Annotated in this window: 13 protein-coding genes and 2 tRNA genes; 12 read left to right on the forward strand and 3 right to left on the reverse strand. The window is 61.3% G+C overall.

Translation table 11 applies throughout. The features are described from left to right. Positions 1-64 precede the first annotated feature (64 nt). Both FLM52_02600 and FLM52_02605 read left to right on the forward strand, forming a co-directional pair. Positions 65-140, forward strand: a tRNA-Ala gene (locus tag FLM52_02600). Positions 141-158: 18 nt separating this feature from the next. Beyond that, positions 159-234, forward strand: a tRNA-Glu gene (locus FLM52_02605). Positions 235-764: 530 nt separating this feature from the next. On the opposite strand, the gene FLM52_02610 is transcribed toward FLM52_02605, so the two are convergent. Together FLM52_02610 and gltA are read right to left on the reverse strand one after the other, a co-directional pair. Then, a complete protein-coding gene (locus tag FLM52_02610; protein NVN54695.1) occupies positions 765-1,652 on the reverse strand; it encodes an NAD(P)-dependent oxidoreductase in 888 nt (295 codons plus the stop codon). 263 nt (positions 1,653-1,915) lie between these two features. Then, positions 1,916-3,202: a citrate (Si)-synthase gene (gene gltA / locus FLM52_02615; protein NVN54696.1), complete on the reverse strand. Its 1,287-nt coding sequence runs from the start codon at positions 3,200-3,202 to the stop codon at positions 1,916-1,918. Between the two features lie 247 nt (positions 3,203-3,449). Here gltA and sdhC point away from each other — a divergent pair, with 247 nt between their 5' ends. From sdhC to FLM52_02665, 10 genes are all read left to right on the forward strand, one after another. Next, the gene (gene sdhC / locus FLM52_02620; protein ID NVN54697.1) at positions 3,450-3,971 is read left to right on the forward strand and encodes a succinate dehydrogenase, cytochrome b556 subunit; all 522 of its coding nucleotides are present in this window, start codon (positions 3,450-3,452) and stop codon (positions 3,969-3,971) included. Then, complete coding sequence (gene sdhD / locus FLM52_02625) at positions 3,965-4,312, forward strand: succinate dehydrogenase, hydrophobic membrane anchor protein (GenBank protein ID NVN54698.1); 348 nt, start codon at positions 3,965-3,967, stop codon at positions 4,310-4,312. Before sdhC ends, sdhD begins: the two co-directional genes overlap by 7 nt. A gap of 3 nt (positions 4,313-4,315) precedes the next feature. Further along, positions 4,316-6,088 carry a succinate dehydrogenase flavoprotein subunit gene (locus tag FLM52_02630; protein ID NVN54699.1) on the forward strand — a complete coding sequence of 591 codons (1,773 nt, stop codon included), beginning with the start codon at positions 4,316-4,318 and terminating at the stop codon, positions 6,086-6,088. Positions 6,089-6,242: 154 nt separating this feature from the next. Next, positions 6,243-6,947: a succinate dehydrogenase iron-sulfur subunit gene (locus tag FLM52_02635; protein NVN54700.1), complete on the forward strand. Its 705-nt coding sequence runs from the start codon at positions 6,243-6,245 to the stop codon at positions 6,945-6,947. 227 nt (positions 6,948-7,174) lie between these two features. Then, positions 7,175-10,009, forward strand: coding sequence for a 2-oxoglutarate dehydrogenase E1 component (locus FLM52_02640; GenBank protein ID NVN54701.1), 2,835 nt, complete (start codon positions 7,175-7,177; stop codon positions 10,007-10,009). 51 nt (positions 10,010-10,060) lie between these two features. Next, positions 10,061-11,611, forward strand: coding sequence for a 2-oxoglutarate dehydrogenase complex dihydrolipoyllysine-residue succinyltransferase (gene odhB, locus FLM52_02645; GenBank protein NVN54702.1), 1,551 nt, complete (start codon positions 10,061-10,063; stop codon positions 11,609-11,611). 113 nt (positions 11,612-11,724) lie between these two features. Continuing rightward, positions 11,725-13,164, forward strand: a complete 1,440-nt coding sequence (gene lpdA / locus FLM52_02650; GenBank protein ID NVN54703.1) for a dihydrolipoyl dehydrogenase — start codon at positions 11,725-11,727, stop codon at positions 13,162-13,164. Between the two features lie 108 nt (positions 13,165-13,272). Further along, the gene (gene sucC / locus FLM52_02655; GenBank protein NVN54704.1) at positions 13,273-14,439 is read left to right on the forward strand and encodes an ADP-forming succinate--CoA ligase subunit beta; all 1,167 of its coding nucleotides are present in this window, start codon (positions 13,273-13,275) and stop codon (positions 14,437-14,439) included. Then, complete coding sequence (sucD, locus tag FLM52_02660; protein ID NVN54705.1) at positions 14,439-15,311, forward strand: succinate--CoA ligase subunit alpha; 873 nt, start codon at positions 14,439-14,441, stop codon at positions 15,309-15,311. Before sucC ends, sucD begins: the two co-directional genes overlap by 1 nt. A 298-nt stretch (positions 15,312-15,609) precedes the next feature. Further along, positions 15,610-16,152 (forward strand): DUF302 domain-containing protein, encoded by a 543-nt coding sequence (locus tag FLM52_02665; GenBank protein NVN54706.1) that lies wholly within the window; start codon positions 15,610-15,612, stop codon positions 16,150-16,152. A gap of 174 nt (positions 16,153-16,326) precedes the next feature. On the opposite strand, the gene glpQ is transcribed toward FLM52_02665, so the two are convergent. Further along, entirely contained in the window at positions 16,327-17,427 is a 1,101-nt protein-coding gene (glpQ, locus tag FLM52_02670) for a glycerophosphodiester phosphodiesterase (protein NVN54707.1), read from the reverse strand. Positions 17,428-17,488 lie beyond the last annotated feature (61 nt).

Consider the following 17,488-nt stretch of genomic DNA (forward strand, 5'->3'; position numbering starts at 1 on the left):
TGTGTGAAAAAGAAGTTGACGACCCCGAGGGTTATCAGTAAGATACGCCTCGTTCTTGAGAGACGGGGCCTTAGCTCAGCTGGGAGAGCGCAACACTGGCAGTGTTGAGGTCAGCGGTTCGATCCCGCTAGGCTCCACCAAGTTTCTCAAGCGACTGCGTCCCATTCGTCTAGTGGTCCAGGACACCGCCCTTTCACGGCGGTAACAGGGGTTCGAACCCCCTATGGGACGCCACTCTTTCGACATCTCGAGCCACCTTTCAGGTCTCGTGAAGTCAACAAAAAAGCACACCTTAAGGGGTGTGTTTTTTTTGTCCCTGATTCTGGCTTATGCACAGCCTGTGTGTCGGCAGAAAAGCATGTTATCCCCAAGTCGCCCTTGACAGACCTCGTGTCTTGTCCACTGTTCGCGCGCTGTCACATCTCCCCCTGCATCTCCTCCCAAAGTGCGGCCCCTGCGGCTGGCGCTTACGTCGTGCTACCAAAAATTTCTTTTATATCAATGGCTTATGTGCTGGTTAAATTTTGTGCAATCTGTTGGTAAGCCCGCTGTCATGCTGGTTCGCTGCGCTTGTCTAGGGGTTATCAACGAGGTTATCCACAGATAGTGTGGAAAAGCATGCCGAGCGCCGCTGCTGTCTGGGATGTTGCGCTGCGGCACGAAAAAACGCCTCATTCCCGCGTCCATATGGCGTTGGAATGAGGCGTTTTCAGTGCGAGGCCGTGTGATGCGGTTCGGCTCACTCGCTTGAGTTCAAGGCCGCTTCATCTGGAGAGGCGCTTGAGCAGCGAGGAGGTGTCCCAGCGATTGCCGCCCATGGCCTGCACGTCGGCATAGAACTGATCGACCAGCGCCGTCACCGGCAGGCTGGCATCGATGCGGCGTGCTTCCGCCAGACAGATGTCGAGGTCCTTGCGCATCCAGTCGACGGCAAAGCCGTGATCGTACTCGTCCTTGATCATGGTGGAGTGACGATTTTCCATCTGCCACGAGCCAGCGGCGCCCTTGGAGATCACCTCGATCACCGCCTCGCGATCCAGTCCTGCCTGCTCGGCGAAGTGCAGGCCCTCGGAAAGTGCCTGCACCAGCCCGGCAATGCAGATCTGGTTGACCATCTTGGTGGTCTGGCCGGCACCGGTCTCGCCGATGCGCTTCACCATGCGACCGTAGTGCGTCAGCACCGGCTCGGCACGTGCGTAATCCGCCTCGCTGCCGCCACACATGATGGTCAGCACGCCATTCACGGCGCCTTGCTGGCCGCCGGAGACCGGTGCGTCGACGAATCCGATGCCGGCCTCGCCCGCGGCGGCGGCCAGCTCGCGTGCCAGGTCGGCACTGGCGGTAGTGTGGTCCACCAGCAGGCTGCCGCTCGCCATGCCGGCCAGCACGCCGTCGTCGCCGTAGGTGACGCTGCGCACGTCATCATCATTGCCCACGCACATCAGCACGATATCGGCGCCCTCGGCGGCTTCTCGCGGGGTGGCGTGATGGCTGCCGCCGTACTCCTCGCTCCACTGCTCGGCGCGTGCACCTGTGCGGTTGTAGACCCGCACCTCAAGGCCTGCGCGTTTCAGATGGCCGGCCATGGGGTGACCCATGACCCCGAGTCCGATGAAGGCGGCGGTACGTGGCGTGGTGTGTGTCTCTGACATGCTGGAAGGCTCCTTGCCATCGATCAGGTGTGAGGTTGCGCCGCTCGCGGTGGGGCGCATGGCGTGCCGGTGCTTGCAGGGCGTGACGAAGCCGGTACATCAGCACGCTAGCACGTTCGGGGCGGGGCGGGGCGGCTTTGTGACTTGCATCTCGACAGGGGGGGGGGCGCATGAGAGGCGACAGGCCAAAAAAAACCGCCTCCGAAGAGGCGGTCTGTCCTGCAGGTCGATGACCCGATATTGCCTGGTTGCCAGGCAACTGGTTACTTGGTCGGGTAGTCGCGCTGCGGGTGGCCGGTGTAGAGCTGGCGCGGACGGCCGATACGGTGGCCGCCGGCGATCATCTCGTTCCAGTGGGAAATCCAGCCGATGGTGCGCGACATGGCGAAGATGACCGTGAACATGTTGGTCGGAATGCCGATCGCCTTGAGGATGATGCCGGAGTAGAAGTCGACATTCGGGTACAGCTTGCGCTCGATGAAGTACTCGTCTTCCAGGGCGATCTGCTCCAGACGCTTGGCGATCTTGAGCTGCGGATCGTCGGCCATGCCCAGCTGCTCCAGCACTTCGTCACAGGTCTCTTTCATGACCTTGGCGCGCGGATCGAAGTTGCGATAGACGCGGTGACCGAAGCCCATCAGCTTGAACGGGTCATCCTTGTCCTTGGCCTTGTCGATGAAGCGCTGGATGTTCTCTTCGGAATCCTCGCCGATTTCATCGAGCATGTTGAGTACGGCTTCGTTGGCACCGCCGTGTGCCGGGCCCCACAGTGCCGCGATGCCGGCGCTGATGCAGGCGAACGGGTTGGCACCGGTGGAGCCGGCCAGGCGCACTGTGGAAGTCGAGGCGTTCTGCTCGTGGTCGGCGTGCAGCATGAAGATGGTGTCCATCGCCTTGGCGAACACCGGGTTGATCTTGTACTCCTCACACGGATTGCCGAACATCATGTACAGGAAGTTCTCGCCGTAGGAGAGGTCATTGCGCGGGTACATGAAGGGCTGGCCGATGTTGTACTTGTGGCACATGGCCGCAAGGGTCGGCATCTTGGCGATCAGGCGCACCGCACTGACATAGCGTTCCTTCTCGTTGTTGATGTTCAGGTTGTCGTGGTAGAAGGCGGCCAGGCCACCGACGACACCGCACAGGATCGCCATCGGGTGGGCATCGCGACGGAAGCCCTTGAAGAAGTTGACGATCTGCTCATGCACCATGGTGTGGTTGCTGATCAGCTGGGCGAACTTGTCGTATTCCTCGTCGCTCGGCAGTTCTCCGAACAGCAGCAGATAGCATAGCTCGATGTAGTTGGAGCTCTTGGCCAGCTGGTCGATGGGGTAGCCGCGATGCAGTAGCACGCCTTTCTGGCCATCGATGAAGGTGATGGATGATTCGCAGGCGGCAGTGGAGACGAAGCCCGGGTCATACGTGAACATGCCTTCGGCGGTCAGGCCGCGAACGTCGATGACGTCCTGTCCGAGCGTGCCGGAATAGACCGGGAACTCGATGCTCTTGTCGATACCGTCTACTGTCAATGTCGCTTTCTTGTCAGTCATGCCGACCTCCTCATTATTCGCGTAACTCTTTGACTTGCTTGCCATGCCGGGCTTGCATCAATCCCGCCCACTATAGAAGCCCGCCAAGGATTGTCAATTCGCCACACGGCGTAGAGACGCGCGCCATGCTGTTGTGCGTGAGTTCCCCGACGTTTGCCTATCCCGTGGTGTCAGGTCGCGTCCTGTTCACTGCATTTTGTGCAATCTGTGGTTGCGGCCCTGCGACGTCATGTCATTTGTCATGCCAATGGCCAACCCCTATAATCCCCCGTCGCGCGACTGGCGGGAAATTCGGCTCGGTACCGTGGATGGCCTGCGCCCGAGACCCTTCCTCAAACCACCGCCCCTGCGGGCTTGCGTCCGTGTTGGGCCAAGAGAGTGTGTAAGAGCCGTGAATAGCAAACGACCCGTAAATCTCGATCTGACGACGATAAAGTTCCCTCTCCCTGCGCTGACTTCAATCACCCACCGTATTACCGGCGTGATTCTGTTCGTGGGCCTGGTATTTGCGCTGTGGGCACTCGATGCCTCGCTGTCCTCCCCGGAAGGGTTCGAGGCGGTGCGTGATGCTCTGGCAACCAATTTCCTGGCCAAGCTCGTGGCCTGGGGCCTGCTGTCTGCCCTCGGTTTCCACTTCGTGGCTGGTATCAAGCACCTGTTGATGGACATGGATATTGGTGTCGAACTGGAAAGTGCTAATCGCAAGGCGCAGGTCACTGTCGTGATCAGTGCTGTTCTCGTAGTCCTGGCGGGAGTCTGGGTATGGTAAACAACATCACCAATTTCAGCCGCAGCGGTCTGTCCGACTGGGTACTGCAGCGTGTTTCTGCCGTGATTCTGGCAGCCTATTCCGTGTTCATGGTCGGCTATCTGCTGCTCCATCCGAACCTCGACTACACCACCTGGAGTGGTCTGTTCGAGAACACGGCAATGCGCATCTTCTCTCTGATGGCATTCATCTCGATTGCCGCACACGCCTGGATCGGTCTGTGGACCGTGGCGACCGATTACATGAAGCCGACCGCAGTGCGCTTCGGTTTCCAGGTCTTCGTCATCCTTGCGTTGTTCATCTTCTTGGTCTGGGGCGTTCAAGTCCTGTGGGGAGCCTGATACATGTCCACCATGCGTAGCCTGACATTCGACGCGATCATCATCGGCGGTGGCGGCTCTGGCCTGCGTGCCGGCCTCGAGCTGTCCCAGTCCGGCAAGAAGACCGCCGTGCTGTCCAAGGTCTTCCCGACCCGTTCGCACACTGTCTCTGCCCAGGGCGGTATCACCTGTGCCATCGCTTCTGCTGATCCGAATGATGATTGGCGCTGGCACATGTATGACACCGTCAAGGGCGGCGACTACATCGCCGACCAGGACGCCGCCGAATACATGTGTACCGAAGGCCCGAAGGCGGTCTTCGAACTCGAGCACATGGGTCTGCCGTTCTCTCGCTTCGACAACGGTCGCATCTATCAGCGTCCGTTCGGTGGTCAGTCCAAGGACTTCGGCAAGGGCGGCCAGGCGGCACGCACCTGCGCCGCGGCTGACCGTACCGGTCACGCTCTGCTGCACACCCTCTATCAGGCCAACCTGAAGAATGGCACCGTCTTCCTCGACGAGTGGTACGCCATCGACCTGGTCAAGAATGCCAACGGCGATATCGTCGGCGTGATTGCCCTGTGCATCGAGACCGGCGAGACCGTGGTCGTGAAGTCCAAGGCGACCGTTCTGGCTACCGGCGGTGCCGGCCGCATCTACGCCTCCACCACCAATGCCCTGATCAACACCGGCGACGGTATCGGCATGGCGCTGCGCGCCGGCCTGCCGGTCCAGGACATGGAAATGTGGCAGTTCCACCCGACCGGCATCCACGGTGCAGGCGTGCTGGTCACCGAAGGCTGCCGTGGTGAAGGTGGCTACCTGGTCAACAAGGACGGCGAGCGCTTCATGGAGCGTTATGCGCCGAACGCCAAGGACCTCGCGGGCCGTGACGTCGTCGCGCGCTCCATGGTCATGGAAATCCTCGAAGGCCGTGGCTGTGGCGAGAATGGCGACCACGTCTTCCTGAAGCTGGACCACCTGGGCGAGGAAGTGCTCAACAAGCGCCTGCCGGGTATCTCCGAGCTGTCCAAGACCTTCGCGCACGTCGATCCGGTCAATGCACCGATCCCGGTCGTGCCGACCTGTCACTACATGATGGGCGGCATCGCCACCAACGTGCACGGTCAGGCCATCGCACAGAACGAAGACGGCAGCGATCGCATCGTCAACGGCCTCTATGCCGTGGGTGAAGTGGCCTGCGTGTCCGTGCACGGTGCCAACCGTCTGGGCGGCAACTCGCTGCTGGATCTGGTCGTCTTCGGCCGTGCCGCGGGCAAGTACATCGAGAGCGCGCTCAATGAAGGTGTCGAGTACCTCGAGCCGACCCAGAGCGACATCGATGCTGCCCTGGTGCGCCTGAACCGCTGGAACGAGTCCGAGAGCGGTGAGTCCGTGCCGGAACTCAAGCGTGAACTGCAGCAGATCATGCAGAACTCCTTCGGCGTCTTCCGTCAGGAAGACAAGATGGAAGAGGGCGTCAAGCAACTGGCCGAGCTGCGTGAGCGTATCGCCAAGGCGGGTCTGGCCGACAAGTCCCAGGTCTTCAATACCGCACGTATCGAAGCCCTTGAGCTGGACAACCTGATGGAAGTGGCGGAAGCCACTGCCATCGCGGCCCTGACCCGCAAGGAAAGCCGTGGTGCCCACTCCCGTTACGACTTCCCGGATCGTGATGACGAGAACTGGCTCAAGCATTCCCTGTTCTTCCCGAACGAGAAGCGTGTCGGCAAGCGCGACGTGAACTTCGCGCCGAAGACCGTCGAGCGTTTCGAGCCGAAGATTCGTACCTACTGAGTCTGGACCTGACACGTGCGTCCCGCTTCGAGGGGCGCACGTTTCTCCAGACCAAGTTCGCACTCGCTCGAGTTCACGCTCGCTTGAGTTCGCCGTGATCGAGGTGCGTGCAGGTCACCGCACGCACCTGACCCGTTTGCCCGGAGGGGAAACCATGCTTCAGGTATCCATATACCGCTACAACCCTGAAACCGATACTGCGCCGTACATGCAGGAGTTTCAGGTCGACACCCAGGGTCGTGACCTGATGGTGTTGAACGTGATGGAAATGCTCAAGGAACAGGACAGCTCGCTGGCCTATCGTCGCAGCTGCCGTGAAGGTGTCTGTGGTTCGGACGGCATGAACATGAACGGCAAGAACGGCCTGACCTGCGTCACTGCACTGTCCGAAGTCGTCAAGGACAACAAACTGGTGCTGCGTCCGCTGCCGGGCCTGCCGGTCGTGCGTGACCTGGTCGTCGACATGAGCCTGTTCTACAAGCAGTACGAGCGCATCCAGCCGTACCTGCTCAACGACACGCCGGCGCCGGCCATCGAGCGTCTGCAGTCGCCGGAAGACCGTGACAAGCTCGACGGTCTCTACGAGTGCATCCTGTGTGCCTGCTGTTCCACGGCCTGCCCGTCCTTCTGGTGGAACCCGGACAAGTTCGTCGGTCCGAGCGGTCTGTTGCAGGCCTATCGCTTCCTGGCGGACTCGCGTGACACCGCCACCAAGGAGCGTCTGAGCGAGCTGGACGATCCGTTTGCCGTATTCCGTTGTCGCGGAATCATGAATTGTGTCGCGGTTTGCCCCAAGGGTCTGAACCCGACACGTGCCATCGGCAAGATTCGTGAGCTTTTGCTGGCAAACGCCACTTAAAAGCCGCGCCTTAGCTTGCTATGATGCACGTCAGCTGCGGCAGGGTGTCACACCTTGCCGCAGCGCACAGCTTGCTGAAGCCGGTGCCTTGTGCACCGGCTTTTGACGATAAAAGAAGACTCAGATGGTGAAGGCCTCCATGGTTTCGCCATACAGGGCATAATCGAGTGACGCCGACAGCGCTTGTCAGGCGCCTACCCCACCCCATCAGTCAGGGTGACCGAGAGATGCAAGAAGGCACAATGGAGTTGATGTGGCGCACTTCCCATATGAGCGGGGGGAATGTCCACTACGTAGAAGATCTCTACGAGCGTTATCTTGTCGACCCGAATGAGGTTCCCGACGAGTGGCGCAACTACTTTGATACTCTGCCGCGTCATGACGGCAGCCCCTCCCAGGATGTTCCGCTAGCGCCGATCCGTGATCAGTTCTACGAGATGGGTCGCAACAGTCGCCGCCCGGTGGCTGTCTCTGCGGGCGAAAGCAGCGAGAACAAGAAGCAGGTTCGTGTTCTCCAGCTGATCAACGCCTACCGCTTCCGTGGCCACCAGAAGGCGGATATCGACCCCCTCGGTCTGCGCAAGCCGGCACCGGTACCGGACCTCGAGCTGTCCTTCCATCAGCTGTCCGCCGCTGACATGGACGTCGAGTTCCAGACCGGCTCGCTGTTCCTCGGCAAGGATGTTGCACCGCTCAAGGAAATCCACGCCGCGCTGGAGCAGACCTACTGCCGCAGCATCGGCGCCGAGTTCATGCACATCGTCAACACGGAAGAGAAGCGCTGGCTGCAACAGCGTTTCGAGTCCGTGCGTTCCAAGCCGAACTTCTCACGCGATGTCCGTCATCACGTGCTGGAACGTCTGACCGCCGCCGAAGGCCTCGAGAGCTATCTCGCCAGCAAGTACCCGGGCACCAAGCGCTTTGGTCTGGAAGGCGGTGAATCCTTCATTCCGATGATGGATGAGCTGATCCAGCGCAGCGGCAAGTACGGTACCAAGGAAGTCGTGATCGGCATGGCCCACCGTGGCCGTCTCAACCTGCTGGTCAACCTGCTGGGCAAGAGCCCGTCCGAGCTGATCGATGAATTCGACGGCAAGAAGCAGATCGCCAAGGGTTCCGGCGACGTGAAGTACCACCAGGGCTTCAGCTCGAATGTCATGACCCCAGGCGGCGAAGTCCACCTGGCGCTGGCGTTCAACCCGTCGCACCTGGAGATCGTCTCTCCGGTGGTGGAAGGCTCCGTGCGTGCCCGTCAGGATCGTCGTGAAGACGCCGAGGGTGACAGCGTACTGCCGATTTCCATCCACGGTGACGCGGCCTTCGCCGGTCAGGGCGTGGTCATGGAAACCTTCCAGATGTCGCAGACCCGTGCCTACAAGACGGGCGGTACCGTGCATGTCGTCATCAACAACCAGGTGGGCTTCACCACCTCGCGTGCCGATGACGCTCGCTCGACCGAATACTGCACCGACATCGCCAAGATGGTTCAGGCGCCGATCATCCACGTCAATGGCGATGATCCGGACGCCGTGCTGCACGCCGCCCAGGTGGCCATCGACTATCGCCAGCAGTTCAAGCGTGATGTGGTGATCGACCTCGTGTGTTACCGCAAGCGCGGTCACAACGAAGCCGACGAGCCGTCCGGTACCCAGCCGCTGATGTACGCCAAGATCAAGTCCCAGAAGACCGCTCGCGAGAAGTATGCGCAACGTCTGGTCGAGGAAGGTGTGCTCAGCGAGGAAGAGACCAAGCAGCTGGTCGACCAGTACCGTTCGGATCTCGATGCCGGCAATCACGTGGCCAACGCCCTGGTGAAACAGCCGAATACCGGCCTGTTCGTCGACTGGACGCCGTACCTGGGTCATGAGTGGACCGGCGTTGCCGATACCTCGATGGACATGAAGCAGCTGCAAGCGCTCGCCAACAAGATGTGCGAAGTGCCGGACGGTGTCTCGGTCCAGCGTCAGGTCAACAAGATCTATGAAGACCGTCGCAAGATGGCCGCTGGTGGCATGCCGCTGAACTGGGGCTTCGCCGAGACACTGGCCTACGCCACCCTGGTCGGTGCCGACCATCCGGTGCGTATCACCGGTCAGGACGTAGGTCGCGGCACCTTCTCCCACCGTCACGCGGTGGTGCATAACCAGAAGGATGGCAATACCTACGTGCCGCTGCAGCACATCAAGGATGGTCAGGCGACCTTCACCATCCATGATTCCTACCTCTCCGAGGAAGCCGTGCTGGCCTTCGAATATGGCTACGCCACCACCATGCCGAATGCGCTGGTGGTGTGGGAAGCCCAGTTCGGTGACTTCGCCAACGGTGCCCAGGTGGTGATGGACCAGTTCATCTCTTCCGGCGAGAGCAAGTGGGGCCGCCTGTGTGGTCTGACCATGCTGCTGCCGCACGGCTACGAGGGCCAGGGACCGGAGCACAGCTCCGCACGCCTCGAGCGTTACCTTCAGCTGTGTGCCGAGCACAACATGCAGGTCTGCATGCCGACCACGCCGGCGCAGATCTATCATCTGCTGCGTCGTCAGGTCATCCGCTCGCTGCGCAAGCCGCTGGTCGTGCTGTCACCCAAGTCTCTGCTGCGTCACAAGGAAGCGACTTCCACCCTCGACGAGCTGGCCGATGGCCGCTTCGAGATGGTGCTGTCCGACAAGGGCAACCTGGAAGCTTCCAAGGTCAAGCGCGTCGTGCTGTGTGCGGGCAAGGTCTACTATGACCTGGCCGCCTATCGCGCCGAGCAGGGCCGTGAAGATGTTGCCATCATCCGTGTCGAGCAGCTCTATCCCTTCCCGAAGGAAGAGCTCCAGGCTGCCATCGCCGACTACGAGAATCTCGAGCAGGTGATGTGGTGCCAGGAAGAGCCGCTCAACCAGGGTGCCTGGTATCAGAGTCAGCACCATATGCGTCAGGTCGCTGAGCAGCACCGTCAGGGGCTTGGCATGAGCCTGGACTTCGCCGGACGCCCGGCCTCTGCGGCACCTGCCGCGGGCTACATGTCCGTTCATAACGAGCAGCAGCGCCAGCTGGTCGACGACGCCTTCAACAAGTAAAGGCTCGCGACCCGCAAGGGCACCGAGAGAGAATTGAGTTAAGGAACTCCAATGGCTATCGATATCAAAGCGCCGTCTTTTCCGGAATCCGTCGCCGAAGGCACCGTGGCGACCTGGCACAAGCAGCCCGGCGACAGCGTCGAGCGTGACGAGCTGATCGTCGAGATCGAGACCGACAAGGTCGTGCTGGAAGTCGTCGCCCCGCAGGACGGCACCCTGGGCGAGATCAAGGTTCAGGAAGGTGACACCTGCGAGTCCGAGCAGGTGCTGGGCTCCATCGGTGAGGCAGGTGCTTCCGCCTCTGCTGACACCAAGGGTGACTCCGCTTCCGAAGAGAGCAAGTCCGACAGCAAGCCGGCCGCCGGTGGCGAAGGCAAGACGCTGGAAGTCAAGGCGCCGAGCTTCCCGGAATCCGTCGCCGAAGGCACCGTCGCCACCTGGCACAAGAAGGTCGGTGAAGCCTGCGAGCGCGACGAGCTGATCGTCGAGATCGAGACCGACAAGGTCGTGCTGGAAGTCGTGGCTCCGGCCGACGGCGCCCTGAGCGAGATCAAGGTCGAGGAAGGCGATACCTGCGAGACCGAAGCCGTATTGGCGCTGTTCAGCGCTGGTGCTACCGGTGGTGCCGCGCCGCCCGCTGAGGCAAGCGACGACAAGTCCGGCTCTGACGAAGGTCAGGACGAGAAGGTCGGCGACAAGATCCTCGCCCCGGCAGCGCGCAAGATGGTGGCCGAGCACGATCTGGACGTCAGCAAGCTGGTCGGTTCCGGCAAGGGCGGACGCGTGCTGAAGGAAGACGTGGCCAAGGCCGTCAAGGAAGGCACTGCGGCCAAGTCCGCTGCCAAGCCGGCTGCCGCACCCAAGGCTGCTGCACCGAAGGCCGCTCCGGCCTTCGAGGGTGAGCGTCCCGAGAAGCGCGTGCCGATGAGCCGCATGCGTCAGACCATCGCCAAGCGTCTGGTCAATGCCCAGCAGACTGCCGCCATGCTCACCACTTACAACGAAGTGGACATGAGTGCGGTGATGGAGCTGCGCAAGCAGTACAAGGACACCTTCCAGAAGGTGCACGACACCAAGCTCGGCTTCATGGGCTTCTTCGTCAAGGCGGCCACCGAAGCGCTCAAGCGCTTCCCGGACGTCAATGCCTCCATCGACGGCACCGACATCGTCTACCACGGTTACCAGGACATCGGTGTGGCCGTGTCTTCCGATCGCGGTCTGGTCGTGCCGGTGCTGCGTGATACCGATAGCATGAAGCTCGCCGATGTCGAAAAGACCATCGTCGACTTCGGCCAGCGTGCCCGCGCCGGCAAGCTGGGCATCGATGAGATGCAGGGCGGTACCTTCACGATCACCAACGGCGGCATCTTCGGTTCCCTGATGTCCACCCCGATCCTGAATCCGCCGCAGACCGCCATTCTGGGCATGCACAAGATCCAGGAGCGTCCGATGGCCGTGAACGGTCAGGTCGTCATCCGTCCGATGATGTATCTGGCACTGTCCTACGATCACCGCATGATCGATGGCAAGGATGCAGTCCAGTTCCTCGTCGCCATCAAGGACCTGCTGGAAGATCCGGCTCGTTTCCTGCTCGACGTCTGAGACCGCAATGTCTCACGGCCTTGAGGATCTCGAGGCCGTGAGCGGCCCCGGCGAGTGGCACTGACACTCGCCGGGTTGCCAACCCGAATCGAACTGCACCAACAGGAAGAGACATGGCCGATAAATTTGATGTGATCGTCATTGGCGCTGGCCCTGGTGGCTATGTCGCCGCCATCCGCGCTGCTCAGCTGGGTCTGAAGACCGCCTGCGTCGAGAAGTGGGTCAACAAGGAAGGCAAGGTCGTTCACGGCGGTACCTGCCTGAACGTCGGCTGCATTCCGTCCAAGGCATTGCTGGAAACCTCGCACAAGTACGTCGAAGCGCGTGATGAGTTTGCCGAACTGGGCATCAAGGCCGACGGCGTCGAGATCGACGTGGCCAAGATGATCGAGCGCAAGGCGCAGATCGTGAAGAACCTGACCGGCGGTATCTCCGGTCTGTTCAAGGCCAACGGTGTCACCGCGCTGGAAGGTACCGGCAAGGTGCTTCCCAACAAGCAGGTCGAAGTGACCGATCACGACGGTGGCAAGACCACCTACGAAGCCGAGAACATCGTCATCGCGTCCGGTTCCGTGCCGGTCGAGATTCCGCCGACGCCGCTGACCGAAGGTCTGATCGTCGATTCCACCGGCGCGCTCGAGTTCGAGGAAGCGCCGAAGCGTCTGGGTGTCATCGGTGCCGGTGTCATCGGTCTCGAGCTCGGCAGTGTCTGGAGCCGTTGCGGTTCTGAAGTCACCGTGCTGGAAGCCGTCGACAGCTTCCTGCCGATGGTCGATGCGGCCGTCGCCAAGGAAGCCCAGAAGCTGCTCAAGAAGCAGGGTCTGGACATCAAGCTCGGCGCCCGTGTGACCGGTTCCGACATCAAGGACAGCGAAGTCGTCGTCAAGTACACCGACGCCAACGGCGAACAGGAACAGACCTTCGACAAGGTCATCGTCGCGGTTGGCCGTCGTCCTTACACCCAGAGCCTGCTCGACAGCGATGTGGGTATCAATCTGGACGAGCGTGGCTTCATCCACGTCGACGACCAGTGCGCGACCAGCGTGCCGGGCGTCTACGCCATCGGCGACGTGGTGCGTGGCCCGATGCTGGCGCACAAGGCCTCCGAAGAGGGCGTGATGGTTGCCGACATCATCGCCGGCCACAAGGCCGAGATGAACTACGACGCCATCCCGAGCATCATCTACACCTTCCCGGAAGTGGCGTGGGTCGGCAAGACCGAACAGCAAGCCAAGTCCGAAGGCATCGAAGTCAAGACCGGCAGCTTCCCGTTCGCGGCAAGCGGTCGTGCCATGGCCAACAATGCCACTGAAGGTCTGGCCAAGATCATTGCCGACGCTGAGACTGATCGCGTCCTGGGCGTTCACATCATCGGCCAGCATGCCGGTGAGCTGATCGCACAGGGTGTGACTGCCCTCGAGTTCGGCGCAAGCGCCGAAGACCTCGCACTGATCTGCACGGCTCACCCGACCCTGTCGGAAGCCGTGCACGAAGCCGCGCTGGCCGTTGACGGGCATGCGATTCACATCGCAAACCGCAAGAAGCGCAAGTAAGCGTCCTTCCGAACAAGAGGCGCGTCGCCCCGGCCAGGCCGGGGCGAACGGTGGCAGTGGCATCTTGCGACTGCCGTTCGAGTCTAATGCAACCAATGGCATGACACGATGAACCTTCACGAATATCAGGCAAAACAACTTTTTGCCGACTATGGCCTGCCGGTGTCCAAGGGCTTTGCCGTTGACACCCCGGAAGACGCTGCTGAAGCGTGCAAGAAGATTGGCGGCGACAAGTGGGTCGTCAAGGCACAGGTCCACGCTGGTGGCCGCGGCAAGGCTGGCGGCGTCAAGCTGGTCGACAGCGCACAGGCCGCTTCCGACTTCGCGACCCAGTGGCTGGGCAAGAATCTGGTGACCTACCAGACTGACGAAAACGGTCAGCCGGTCACCAAGATTCTCGTCGAGAACTGCACCGACATCGCCGAAGAGCTGTACCTGGGCGCCGTCGTTGACCGCACCACTCGTCGCATCGTCTTCATGGCTTCCACCGAAGGCGGCGTGGAAATCGAGAAGGTTGCTGAAGAGACGCCGGAAAAGATCCTGAAAGCCGAGATCGATCCGCTGGTCGGCGCACAGCCGTACCAGGCGCGCGAACTGGCCTTCAAGCTGGGTCTGAACCCGACCCAGATCAAGCAGTTCACCAAGATCTTCCTGGGTCTGGCGAAGATGTTCGCCGACAAGGATTTCGCGCTGCTGGAAATCAACCCGCTGGTCATCACCGACGAAGGCAACCTCCACTGTCTCGACGGCAAGATCAACATCGACGCCAACGCCGTCTACCGTCACCCGGACCTGCAGGCGATGCACGATCCGTCCCAGGAAGACGAGCGTGAAGCGCATGCTGCCCAGTTCGAACTGAACTACGTTGCCCTCGACGGCAACATCGGCTGCATGGTCAACGGCGCAGGCCTGGCGATGGGCACCATGGACATCGTCAACCTGTCTGGCGGCAAGCCGGCCAACTTCCTCGACGTGGGTGGCGGTGCTACCAAGGAACGCGTTGCAGAAGCCTTCAAGATCATCCTGTCCGACGACAACGTCAAAGCTGTTCTGGTGAACATCTTCGGCGGCATCGTGCGTTGTGACATGATCGCCGAAGGCATCATCGGCGCCGTCGAGCAGGTCGGTGTCAACGTGCCGGTCGTGGTGCGTCTGGAAGGTAACAACGCTGAACTCGGCGCCAAGAAGCTGGCCGAAAGCGGTCTGAACATCATCGCTGCTACCAGCCTGACTGACGCGGCGCAGCAGGTTGTCAAAGCTGCGGAGGGCAAGTAATGAGCATTTTGATCGACAAGAACACCAAGGTGATCTGCCAGGGCTTCACTGGCGGCCAGGGTACCTTCCACTCTGAACAGGCCATCGCCTACGGCACCAAGATGGTCGGTGGCGTGACGCCGGGCAAGGGTGGTCAGACTCACCTGGGCCTGCCGGTGTTCAACACCGTTGCCGAAGCCGTTGCCGAGACTGGCGCTGAAGCGTCCGTCATCTACGTGCCGGCACCGTTCTGCAAGGATTCCATCCTTGAAGCGGCCAATGCAGGCATCAAGCTGATCGTCTGCATCACCGAAGGCGTGCCGACTCTCGACATGCTGGAAGTCAAGGTCAAGTGCGACGAGCTGGGCGCGCGCGTCATCGGTCCGAACTGCCCGGGTGTCATCACTCCGGGTGAGTGCAAGATCGGTATCATGCCGGGTCACATCCACCAGCCGGGCAAGGTCGGTATCGTGTCTCGTTCTGGCACCCTGACCTACGAAGCCGTCAAGCAGACCACTGACCACGGTTTCGGTCAGTCCAGCTGTGTCGGTATCGGCGGCGACCCGATCCCGGGTTCCAACTTCATCGACATCCTCGAGATGTTCGAGAAGGACCCGAAGACCGAAGCCATCGTCATGATCGGCGAGATCGGCGGCTCTGCTGAAGAAGAAGCGGCTGCCTACATCAAGGCGAACGTCACCAAGCCGGTCGTCTCCTACATCGCTGGTGTGACTGCGCCTCCGGGCAAGCGCATGGGCCATGCAGGCGCCATCATCTCCGGCGGCAAGGGTACTGCCGACGAGAAGTTCGCGGCTCTGGAAGCGGCTGGCGTCAAGACTGTGCGTTCCCTCGCGCAGATCGGCGATGCCATCAAGGAAGTCACTGGCTGGTAAGCCATTGATCTCCTGACACGATCGGCGTCAAGCGGATCGCATGTCACCGAAAGGGCAGGCCCACAGGGCCTGCCCTTTTTTTGTTTCTGGCCCCCAATAGTGGCTCCCGAATGCATGTCAGTGGGTCTACCAGCGGCCTGTGACGTAGGGCGAGGGGCGAGGTGTTTCGGCTGATGCAGGCGGGGCAGGTGCGTTCATATCAAGCAATTGATAGTCTGATGACTGTTCATTGGCACCTGACCAAGCGACACGTGCAGATGCCCCACGGCGTAACACGACTCACTGATAAGGATGTTCCATGCTCAAGTCATTCCCAGCCCTCACGCGTTCCGCGCGCCTGCTGGCGCTGCTGTCCCTGCCGTTGGCTGCTGGCGTGCCGCTGGCTGCCAGTGCAGATTCCGGCGCGGCGGCAGCCTCCGCCCCTGAAGCTTCAGCGAGCATGCAGGTACCTGCCAAGGGCATCGAGTCGGTGACCAGTCGTGATGATGTCGCCTCCGTCCAGGCGCGTCTCGAGACGGCTCTCGAGGCCAAGGGGCTGACGCTGTTCAGCGTCATCGATCATGAAGCGGGAGCCAAGAAGGTGGGCATGGAGCTGCCCGCGACGCATACCGTCATCTTCGGCAATCCCAAGGTGGGCACCCTGTTGATGCAGTGCAACGGGGCGGCCGCCCTGGACTTGCCGCAGAAGATGCTGATTCGCGCCGTGGAGGGCGGCAGCGTGATCGAGTGGAATGATCCCCAGTACATGGCCAATCGTCATGATCTGGGCGACTGCAAGCTGCCGCTGGACAAGACCGCCGGGCTGCTCAAGGGGTTGGCCGCCGAAGCGGCGGGTCAATGAAGGCAGCGCTTATCACGTGCCGATGCTGATATCGTGCACTGACAACGGGGACTGACGATCGATCGCTGCCAATCAAGCAGGACGAGAAACAAGCAGGACGAGAAAGCCGGACTCCTCACGGAGTCCGGCTTTTTGATGTTCCTCTGCCAAGGACTGCCTGTCTTGAAGGGCTGCTTACAGAGCCTCACCGTGCTGCTTCAGCCACTGTACGGCGCGGTCCGGGTAGTCCGTGAAGATACCATCGACCCTGGCGTCGACGAAGAAGGCGCGCAGCATGTCGTCGTAATCGCTGGCCCAGTCCGGAATGCGCCCTTCATCGAGCCGGAAGGTGTAGGGCATCACGATCAGCCCCTGCGCATGGGCTTCCTCGACCAGCGGCGTGACCTTGATGTCGTCCCGGGTCGAGCTGTCTTCGATCACCATCGGCTTCCATGGCCCGATGCCATCGGCGTAGGTGGCGATGCGCTGCATGCCGCCTTCCTGATACATCCAGTCATAGTCGTAGGGCTCAAGCTTGCCATCCGCATCCGGCTGGAAGGTCATGTCCCAGCTGGTCTCGCCCATCAGCTGTACCAGGCGCAGGTCCATCTCCAGCTCAGGCTGCAGCGTGTCGTGGATGCGCTTGAGGCCATTGGGGTCGAAGACCTGCACGACGGCATTGTCATCGTGCGCGATGTAGCCGTACTGCTTGAGGGTCTCGAGCATGGCTCGGGAGACCTGCTTGCCTTCCGACTGGTGGAACCAGGGTGCCTTGATCTCCACGTACAGGCCGACATCGCGTCCGGTTGAGTGATTCAGGCCCTGGATCATCTCGATTTCTTCACTCAGGGTATGCAGGCCGAAGTGCGACTTGCCCAGCGGGAAGCGTTCAGGGTAGTCGGCGACGGGCTCGCCATCCTTGACGGTGAAGCCCTCGCTGAACGACAGCTTGCGCAGCTCATCCAGCGTGAAGTCGATGGCGTAGTAGCGGCCATCGTCGCGCGCACGCTCGGGGAAGACCTCGGCGACATTGGTCACGCGATCCAGGAAGCGGTCGTGCAGCACCACCAGCTGGTCGTCCTTGCTCATCACCACGTCCTGCTCGAGGAAGTCGGCGCCCTGGGCGTAGGCCATCGCCTTGGCGGCGAGTGTGTGCTCGGGCAGGTAGCCCGAGGCCCCCCGGTGGGCGACCACGACCTTGTCGGTGCCATGGCCGGGGTCGATGCTGCGCAGAGGCCTGTCATCAGCGAGTGCCGCTGAGGTCGAGGTGGCCAGCAGAGAGCCGACCACGCCCATCATGGCCAGCGGACGACGAATACGGGGGTAAGTCGGGTGACGCTGGGAAGGATGCGGCATG

Source organism: bacterium Scap17, from assembly GCA_013376735.1.
Classification (GTDB): domain Bacteria; phylum Pseudomonadota; class Gammaproteobacteria; order Pseudomonadales; family Halomonadaceae; genus Cobetia.